Below are 9415 nucleotides of genomic sequence, written 5' to 3'. Positions count from 1 at the left end.
ATGACGAGCGGGCTACCTGTGTATTTTGTTTGTTTTGTCAAGTACAATTTATACCAAATTAGATGAGCTTACCCTGGGTTTCTGGGCCCCATGCGTCACTCCTAATTGATTAGCCCCTCTCCTGTGCAAGTACAAACGTCCCTTTAATTTTTGAGAGTAAATTGTCATAACTTTGATTTTAGTCAACAGCTTTTTTTACAATTAAGCGCAACCGCTAATGATAATTCTTAATAAGCTTATGATAAAAATTTATAGTTTAATAGTAGGAGTGAAGCGGGCAATGCCCACCCTACAAATACAGTCCTCGCCCAAATCTAAAATCTATGAGTGCCCAAAATCCTTTATCAGTCTGTTTCGCGGATGTGGATGCGGCGGCAAATCGCTTGCAGGGCAGCGCTTTCAAGACGCCGGTGCTGACTTCGGAAACTTTCAACAAACGCATAAATTCTCAGGTATTTTTCAAATGCGAGAACTTTCAGCGCACGGGTTCGTTTAAATTTCGGGGTGCTTGCAATGCTTTGATGCAGCTATCTGAAGCCGAAAAACAGCGGGGAGTGCTGACTTTTTCTTCGGGAAATCACGCGCAGGCGATCGCCCTTGCCGCCCAGTTGTTACAGATTCCTGCTACTGTTGTTATGCCGGCAGATGCGCCCAAAGTCAAGCAAGAGGCGACTCGCGACTACGGCGCAGAGATTATTTTGTACGATCGCACTCAAGTTTCCCGCGAAGAGTTAGCCGCTAAAATTGCCGCCGAACGACACTTGACAATTATTCCTCCTTATGATAATTCGTGGGTGATTGCGGGACAAGGTACGGCGGCGCTGGAATTAATCGCAGAAGTTGGGGAGTTGGATTTGCTGTTAGTTTGTTGCGGTGGCGGGGGTTTGCTGTCGGGATGCGCGATCGCGACAAAAACTTTGTCTCCGCAGTGTAAAGTAATAGGAGTGGAACCGGAGCAAGCAGACGATGCTGCGCGATCGTTCCGCACGAAAACGCTGCACACAGTGACTAACCCAGATACGATTGCTGATGGTGCGCGCACGCCATCTTTGGGGAAATTAACCTTTCCTTTGGTGCTGCATTATGTTGATGATATGGCAACTGTTTCCGAAGAGGCAATTCGCCAGACAATGTTTTTTATGTGGGAACGCATGAAGATAGTTGTGGAACCGACTGGAGTGTTAGCGGCGGCGGCTTTGTTGTCAGGTGTTGTGCAGGCTAAAAATGCGAGGATTGGCGTGATTGTTAGCGGGGGAAATGTCGATTTTAGTCATTAGTTATTGGATATCGGAATGATTTAACCGCAGAGAACGCAGAGAGCACAGAGGGAGATAAGAGAGAGATGAATAATTCCGATGAAGTGCGGAATTGATATTATTAGTTAAGGAGCTTTGAGATGCTGCCATTAATCTTTGATACCTGCGTGCCCAGAGATGAGATTTTATCGGGAGACTTGTCTCTAGATTTATTTGCAGCAAAATTGCGGTTGGTAGTCGAAGGAACTGCACCTCAAGTTTATCAAGATGCTAATAAGTTCTTTGCCAATACTTTCGCAACTGATGGCATTAAAACCCTGATTCGGGAAGTTTTTAGCCGCTTGATGAAGCAAAGCAGCGGGGCTGCGGTAATTCGTTTGGAAACGAGTTTTGGGGGCGGCAAAACTCACGATGAAATTGCACTCTGGCATATCTGCAAGCAAGGGCGAGAAATTCACGGATTGGAACGCTTTACAGATATTAGCATTATTCCCGATCGCCCTTTACAAGTTGCAGCGATCGATGGTCGAGATTTAGACCCCGAACAAGGAGTTTATCACTCGGACAGCGGCTTGACAACCTACACGCTTTGGGGTGAAATTGCTTACCAAATTGGCGGGATTGCAGGCTATCAGTTAGTGCAAGGCAGCGATAAAAGCGGTGTCAGCCCCGGTACTTCGGTGTTAGAACGGTTGACGGGGGGACAGCCGACTGTGATTATTTTAGATGAAATTGCGCGGTATTTGCGATCGGCAAAAGCGAAACAAATTGGCAGAAGCGATTTAGCCAAACAAGTGGTAGCTTTTCTATTTTCGCTGATGGATTTGGCGGCAGCGTGCGATAATTTAGTATTGGTTTATTCCCTCGCCTCGACAGCAGATACTTTTGCGGAAGAAACCGCAGAATTGCAAGAAACGATGCGCGCTTCCGCAAGACAAGAAAGGGTGTTGAGTCCTTCTACAGATATCGAAATTTATAACATCGTCAAACAGCGCGTATTTGCCAGAGTTAGCGAGGAAGCGGCGCAAAAAGCGGCATCGGAATATTTGGCGGCTTATCGCAATTGCCGCGTTAATTTGCCCGATGGGTGCAAAGATGCGTCATACTCAAAAGCGATCGCCCAAAGTTATCCGTTTCACCCGGAATTGTTCAATCTTCTTACTAAAAAAATTGCTTCTATTCCCGAATTCCAGAAGACGCGGGGCGCTTTGCGATTGTTCGCGCAAGTCGTGCGGCATTTGTGGGAAAATCGCGACGGTTGGATGCCGATGATTCACACGCATCACATTCCGGTGGGGATGGATGCCGAAATTACTAACGATCTGACTTCTCGGTTGCAACGATCGCCCCTGCGGAATGCGATCGGCGCTGATATCTACAATCCCGATGGTAGGCCGGCTTACGCACAATTGCAAGATGGGGAATGGATAGCAGCGGGAAAACCGCCGTTTTCTACTTGGGTAAGCAGAACAATATTTTTGCATTCTCTGACTCAGGGAAATTCTTCGGGGATTCGGCTGGCTGAGTTGAATTTGTCGCTGCTGACTCCGGGGGTTGACAGCGGTTTTGTCGATCGGGCTTTAGAAAGATTGACGAAGGTAGCTTGGTATTTAGACTCCGATCCGGTAACATCTTTAGCCAGATTTAAAGAAGAACCTTCGATCAACAAAATTATCACCGAGGAGAAGGAACAAGTTGGGAGGGGATGCGCGAAAGATGATTTGCGAACTCGCCGGGATAGCATTTTTGCCAAAAAATTCTTTACCTTAGTTTCTAATATCGAAAGTCCCGGAGATGTAGACGACAACCCGGATGATGTGGCGCTGTGTGCGATCGACTTTGACGAAGCGACGGTGAATGCTTCTACCGACGCAGCCCCGGAATTAATCGAGAGAATTTTTAACAATAGCGGCGAATCGGGGAAGTTTCGCACCTACCGGAATCGGTTGTTATTTTTGGTGGCAAATCGGCTAGAATTAGAAACGGCGATCGACAATGCCAGAGAATATAAAGCTATTCAAAATATTCTCAAAAGTCAGAATCGGCTGGCAGATTTATCGGGAAGCCAGCAGAAGCAATTGAAGGAACGGGAAGGCGCAAAAGATATAGCTGTGAGAGTATCTTTGACTAATGCTTACCGCCATTTATTTTATCCGTCAAATGACCAAGTAAAAGCACCGAAAGGATTGATGCACTACACTCTTTCCGCCCAGGATGCGAGTATGGTGAAAGGCAAAAACAACCAGCAAGATGTGATTCTTAAAGCCCTCAAAGATTGCGGCAAGATTCGCCCGGAAGAAGCTAAACCTTTCGCCCCGGCTTTTATCCTGCAAAAAGTGTGGCCTGCGGGGTTGGATAGTTGGACGACGAAGGCGCTGCGCGATGCTTTTGCTAAGGATTTGAGTTTGAATATTCTCCTTGATGCGGAAGTTTCGATGCTGCGGGAGACGATTCGCGAAGGTTTGAAAATAGGCAATTGGGATCTGAAAGTCGGCGATCGACTATTTATCAAAACCGATGATAGTATGCTGACACTGCCGGAGACGATCGAATTTAGCGATCGCGCCTCCCTATACAAGCGCGGCATTCTCGAACCTCCAGCGCCCAAAGAAGTGGAACTCAGCGCCCAATTGATGCCGAGTACAGAAGCGGCAAAACCCGTGCGGGTGAGGTGGAAAGCCAAAGGAGCACTGACGGTTAGTTTGTATCAAAATGATAGTTTAGTGCCGGGAAATTTCTTCCCTTCCGATGAGTATGACGCCACCATTGTTAATAACAGTATTTTTCGTGTGGTGGCCGATTACGGTAACGGTGAGACAGCAGAAAAAGCAACCAATGTCAATCTAAATCCTCAAGTTCCTAGGGTGGGAGAACCCAGAAATCCTCCTTATGTTGTGGAAACGCTACAGCCGAGTTTGTGGGAGGCGAAACCGCCGATTATCGAACTCGACGGCACGGTAAATGCGGTATTTGCGGGATTGGGCGATCGCATTAGCGACCACAAAGTGCAAGGCATCGAAGTGCTAGAATTGTCTGTGGATCAAGTAATGGATTATCGTAAATTGGGAACGGCAATTGCCCTATTGCAGCGGTGGCAACCGCAAATCGACCAAACCGCAACCATTCAAACCGGCGATCAATTTGTGAGTTTGGAATATCAAGGGCAGATCCGAGGATTTCAGAGCTTTTTCTCGACTATCAACAGTTTATTGAACAGTCCCGACGCGAAAGCCAATGTTAGTTTGAAACTCATCTTAGAATTCAAGCCAGCTTTGCCAGCAAATGCCTCGGACATTAATAGTATAAAACAAACGCTCGATCGCAATCCAGTAGAAAGGCTGAGTTTGACGGCCAGAGTGATATATTGAAACAGTTCGTGTTTATCTGAGTCTAGATCCCCCTAAATCCCCCTTAAGAAGGGGAGTAGGGGTTGACTTTGAGTTACTTCCGGTCCCCCCCTTCTTAAGGGGGGCTAGGGGGGATCTAAGTTTAATTTTATTACCAACAATCTGTAACTACCTTTGAACTTAAGTTGACATCAATAAGCAGTGCCATGCCCCTAAAAACCTGGAATATGCTATAATTTCGATTATTTTATGCAAGAATTTCAATTACGAGTTTTACCGATAGATAATAACAACTTCGCCTTGGAACTATACCAATGTGCTTACAAGAAAGCGGGAGAGAAAAAACGTCCTGCTGCTAAAAAAATGGGGCGACTTAAAGGAAATGCCCTGGTTTTAGCGAGACAGACAATTTATGCAACTCTCAAAGCGAATAATTACGACCCGAAAAGTTTATCTCAGCAGCGACAAACTCCTTATATATTATCAGAAGAATCGGGGGTAAGTTTGGCGATTTTATTTCAATCGCTGCAACCGCTATCGAAAACCGAACGAATTGCGAATATTGCCGAAGGGATTATGGCGATGAGTAATGAAGAGGCACATTATTGGTTCGGTAAAATTGCCAATGGCAATCGTTCAAATGCTTTGAAAGCCTTGCGAATTTTATTGGGAGATTAATTTGATGAAAGTTGCGGATTTGTCAAACGAAACTTTAGCCCAGATTAAAACAGTGCGGTGGGATCGGATTATTGAGAAGCACGAAGGGCCCGCAAGATGGGAGTCGGAGTTTAGATACCGCGAACCAGAATTTATCGAGATTGAGGGGCGGTGGGTGTTATTGCCCGTTGAAGCATCTCGTCACCAAAATATCACGATTTTGCGGACAATTTGGAGCGCGGATGGCAACTCGCTGACTCTGTTTCTTAAGGATACAACTTTTGATGATGATATGTTTGTATCGGGATATATGGCTGTGTGCGATCGCCCAAAAGGAGAAAAGTTTTTCTTGGCAGTATTGTACCACGAATGGTTTATCATTGAAAAAGCAGAGCTATTTGAAGGTTGATCTAAGAATTTTTGGGATAACCAAACCCCCTGCTTTTAACTGGTTCTAAGGCTCTGCCTGGGAACTGATGTCTAGAGGCTCTGCTTCGGGAGTGGCTTTACGAGGCAGAGTCCGGTAACAAGTAAATTATTGAAGAGGTGAATTTATTATGACTATTGATGTGCGAAATGCAGTAGGTGCTGCTCAACAATATTTTGGTTCTCTGCGAGATATGATAGGTTATCATACCGAAGATTTAAGGCTGGAAGAAGCAGAACTTTCAGAGGATAAAAAACACTGGTTTATTACATTGGGGTTTATCCGACCAGTGGATAAAACAAGCAATCCCATTGCTGATTTGATGGCAATTCGCAATTATGAACGAGAGTATAAAGTATTTAAAATAGATGCCACAACTGGGGAAGTGCACTCTATGAAAATTCGCGAAGTATGAAAGATATTGTTCCTTCTTTATTTCAGAAATACAAACAAAAAGGAATTTTAATTGATACAAATATCCTTTTGCTATGGTTTGTTGGTACGGTTAACCGGGAGCGAATTTCAAAATTTAATCGCACCGAAAATTTTTTGCCAGAAGATTACGATTTTTTGCTGAAAATTTTGTCTTATTTTAACCAAATAGTTACAACTCCAAACATCCTGACAGAAGTTAACAGTTTAGCGAATCAGCTTGGAGAACCCGAACGTTCTCAATGTTTGTCTGTATTTGCTAAAGGAGTGGCCAGATTAAATGAATCCTATCTGGAAAGTCAGGAAGTTGTTAAGACAGACAGTTTTACTAAATTTGGTTTAACGGATTGTAGTATAATCAATATTGCTAAAAATAAATATCTCGTACTGACTGATGATTTAAAGTTAACTAATTACCTTCTAGCACTAGGAATTGACACGATTAATTTTAATAATATTCGCATTTATGGATGGAAGTAAAATGAGTGACTGTCTCAAAAAACGCCCTCACCTTTTTATCGAGAAAATCATGCCCGTAAATCTGCTCAACGAGCAGGTTTATTACGAACACGGCGGCAATCCATTTAAAGGATTGCATCGCTGGTATTCGCGCAAACCTTTATCGTTTTCTCGCGCATCGGTGTTGGGGTCGATTTTACCCGCAGATATCTCTTTAGAAGAGTTTGAATATTTGCTGGGATTGGAACCGGGGAAGGAAATTAAACTCTACAAAACTCCCCCTTCTTCGGTGCGAATTAAAAAGGTTCATGACTATTGCGAGAAAGTGTGGGGGAATCGCACGCCGACGATTTTAGATGCGTTTGCGGGTGGGGGAAGCATTCCGTTTGAGGCGGCGCGGTACGGGTTGAATGTGTTGGCGTCGGATCTCAATCCCGTGGCGGTGGTGACGATGAAGGCGGCGATGGAATATCCGCTGAAATTTGGCCCGGATTTGCAGGAGGATATTGATAAATGGGTGAAATGGGTGGGGGATGAAGCCGAGAAAAGATTAGCTGAATTTTTCCCATCTTTACCGGGCGAAACTGTGCAGAATTATTTGTGGGCGCATACGGTGGTTTGTCCGAGTTGTCAGTCGGTTGTGCCGCTGAGTCCGAATTGGTGGTTATATAAGCGGCCCGAAAAGCAGAATTTACATAAATGGTGTGCGGTGAAACCGATTCCTAACTTGGAACAGAAGCGGGTTGATTTTGAGTTGGTCAAGGGGAAGAAAGGCAAGGAAACGACGATTAAAACGGATGCGGGTGAGTACGATCCGAGTGTTTATAACACGATGAGCCGAAGTGTGGGTAAATGCCCGAATTGCGATACTGTAATTGAGGATGAAGCGATTAAAGCAATTGCACAATCTTCTGGATTAGGACATCAGTTATATGCAGTTGCTTACCGTCAAGGCAGCAGTTTTTTAGAATTTAGAGTGCCGACAGCGATCGATATAGCAGGCTGTGAAAAAGCAGATAAATTTTTACATAAAAAAAGAATAGAGTGGGAATCATTAGGATTAATTCCTCTGCAAGAGATTCCCTCTAATACTCATAGAGGGCCAGATATGTACCTTTATGGAATTTATCATTGGCAAGAGATGTTTAATTCGCGTCAGTTGCTCACGCTTGTCACTTATGTGGAAATTATGAACGAAGCTAAGGCGCTGCTACAGGCTGAGTATGAATTGGAGAAGGTAGAGGCGGTCGCAACTTATCTAGCTTTAGTATTAGATAGATGTGTTGATGCCAATTGTAGATTAGCTCACTGGCAATCTTCCAGAATTTCTGCTCAAGGTGCGTCTGCTCAACACTCTCTTAATCTAATGTGGAATTATCCTGAAACTGCTGTCATTGAATTATGGCAAAGATGTAATAGTGCTGTTGCTTCAGATTATGATACACTTTGCAAATATTTTGGCACAAAACCGCATTCAACTGGCCTCTCCGGTATCGAAAAATACGACCCCAAAACCATCCAAATCGATGCCGCATCGGCCGATAGCCTCTACCACATTCCCGACAAATCCGTCGATGCCATTATCACTGACCCCCCTTATTATGATTCGGTTCGATATGCAGAACTAACAGATTTTTTCTACGTCTGGCAGAGAGCAAATTTACTCGATATTTTCCCCAATTTATTTATTAACGAACTCACCGACAAAGACAGAGAAGCAATTTCAAATCCCGGACGCTTCCGCAACATGGGCACATCCCCCGAGGAACTCGCCAAACAAGATTACGAAGCAAAAATGGCGCTAGCTTTTAGCGAATATTACCGAGTTTTGCGCGAAGACGGCGTGATGACAGTCCAATTCAACCATAAAGAATCCGGGGCGTGGGACGTGCTCACAAAATCCCTCATCGATGCCGGTTTCGAGATTACCGCATCTTGGGCCGTCAGTACCGAAAACCCGCAAAACTTGCACCAAGCGCAGAAAAACTCGGTTTCTAGTACAGTGCTCCTCGTCTGTCGCAAACGCGACCCTAACGCCGCCCAAGCTTGGTGGGATGATTTGCGCCCGGAAGTCGCCAATCTCGTCGAACAACGCGCCCCAGAATTTGAAGCCAACGACATCAAAGGAATCGACCTTTATTTAAGCGCCTTTGGCCCCGCTTTAAATGTGTTCAGCCGTTCCTATCCCATCCTCGACAGCAGCGGCGAAGAAGTGCGCCCGGAAGTTGCTTTTGCTGAAGCCAGAAAAGCCATTGCAAACTATCGCTTCCGCAAACTTGCACAAACCGATACAGCCGGATTTGACGCGCTGACGCAGTGGTATTTCCTGGCGTGGGATGCCTTTGGCGCTGTCGAGTTCCCCTTCGATGAAGCGCGACAACTCGCCCTCGCCGTCGGCGGTTTCAACGTCGTTGATTTAGCAAAAGTCTACAAATTAATTGACTCGACTAGCGGCACTTGCAAATTTTTGACACCGAAACAGCGGCTGAAAAAAGGAGCTTTTTCGGCCAATCCGCAAGATTTTTCGATTACCTATTTAGTCGATGGATTGCACGCGATTATCGGTTTGTATCAGGAGGACGGAGATATTCAAATTGTGCGCGAGTTTATGAAAAAAACGGCTTTGACTGATAACGATAATTTCATGCGGGCGATAGAAGTGGCGCTGAAAGTGATTCCGCGTATTGGGGATGAGAAGAAACGCATCCCGGAGGAGAAGGCTTTGTTAGATTTGTGGTTGGCGATGGATGAGATTAAGGCGAAGGTTGTTTATCAACAGATGGAAATTCAGTTTGAGGGACAGTTGAGTTTAGATTTGAATGTAGGTGGTTGAAACT

General features: G+C 45.0%; 7 protein-coding genes. All 7 read left to right on the top strand.

Translation table 11 applies throughout. The annotated features are described in order from the left end of the window. The first annotated feature begins 323 nt into the window (after positions 1 to 323). The 7 genes from QUB11_RS24660 (at position 324) to QUB11_RS24630 (ending at position 9411) form a co-directional block, all read left to right on the top strand. Positions 324 to 1277 (top strand): threo-3-hydroxy-L-aspartate ammonia-lyase, encoded by a 954-nt coding sequence (locus tag QUB11_RS24660; RefSeq protein WP_333391939.1) that lies wholly within the window; start codon positions 324 to 326, stop codon positions 1275 to 1277. A 119-nt stretch (positions 1278 to 1396) separates the two neighbouring features. Continuing rightward, positions 1397 to 4624 (top strand): DUF499 domain-containing protein, encoded by a 3228-nt coding sequence (locus QUB11_RS24655; protein WP_333391937.1) that lies wholly within the window; start codon positions 1397 to 1399, stop codon positions 4622 to 4624. A gap of 228 nt (positions 4625 to 4852) precedes the next feature. After that, the gene (locus QUB11_RS24650) at positions 4853 to 5281 is read left to right on the top strand and encodes a DUF7680 family protein (RefSeq protein WP_333391935.1); all 429 of its coding nucleotides are present in this window, start codon (positions 4853 to 4855) and stop codon (positions 5279 to 5281) included. A gap of 4 nt (positions 5282 to 5285) precedes the next feature. Further along, complete coding sequence (locus tag QUB11_RS24645) at positions 5286 to 5669, top strand: hypothetical protein (protein ID WP_333391933.1); 384 nt, start codon at positions 5286 to 5288, stop codon at positions 5667 to 5669. A gap of 148 nt (positions 5670 to 5817) precedes the next feature. Next, the gene (locus tag QUB11_RS24640) at positions 5818 to 6102 is read left to right on the top strand and encodes a hypothetical protein (RefSeq protein WP_333391931.1); all 285 of its coding nucleotides are present in this window, start codon (positions 5818 to 5820) and stop codon (positions 6100 to 6102) included. After that, positions 6099 to 6599: a PIN domain-containing protein gene (locus QUB11_RS24635; RefSeq protein ID WP_333391929.1), complete on the top strand. Its 501-nt coding sequence runs from the start codon at positions 6099 to 6101 to the stop codon at positions 6597 to 6599. Before QUB11_RS24640 ends, QUB11_RS24635 begins: the two co-directional genes overlap by 4 nt. 49 nt (positions 6600 to 6648) lie before the next feature. Then, positions 6649 to 9411: a DUF1156 domain-containing protein gene (locus QUB11_RS24630; protein ID WP_333391927.1), complete on the top strand. Its 2763-nt coding sequence runs from the start codon at positions 6649 to 6651 to the stop codon at positions 9409 to 9411. Positions 9412 to 9415: the final 4 nt, after the last annotated feature.

The organism is Microcoleus sp. B6-A1 (assembly GCF_036705085.1).
Lineage (GTDB): Bacteria > Cyanobacteriota > Cyanobacteriia > Cyanobacteriales > Microcoleaceae > Microcoleus.
This window is presented reverse-complemented; position numbering and strand designations above follow the sequence as displayed.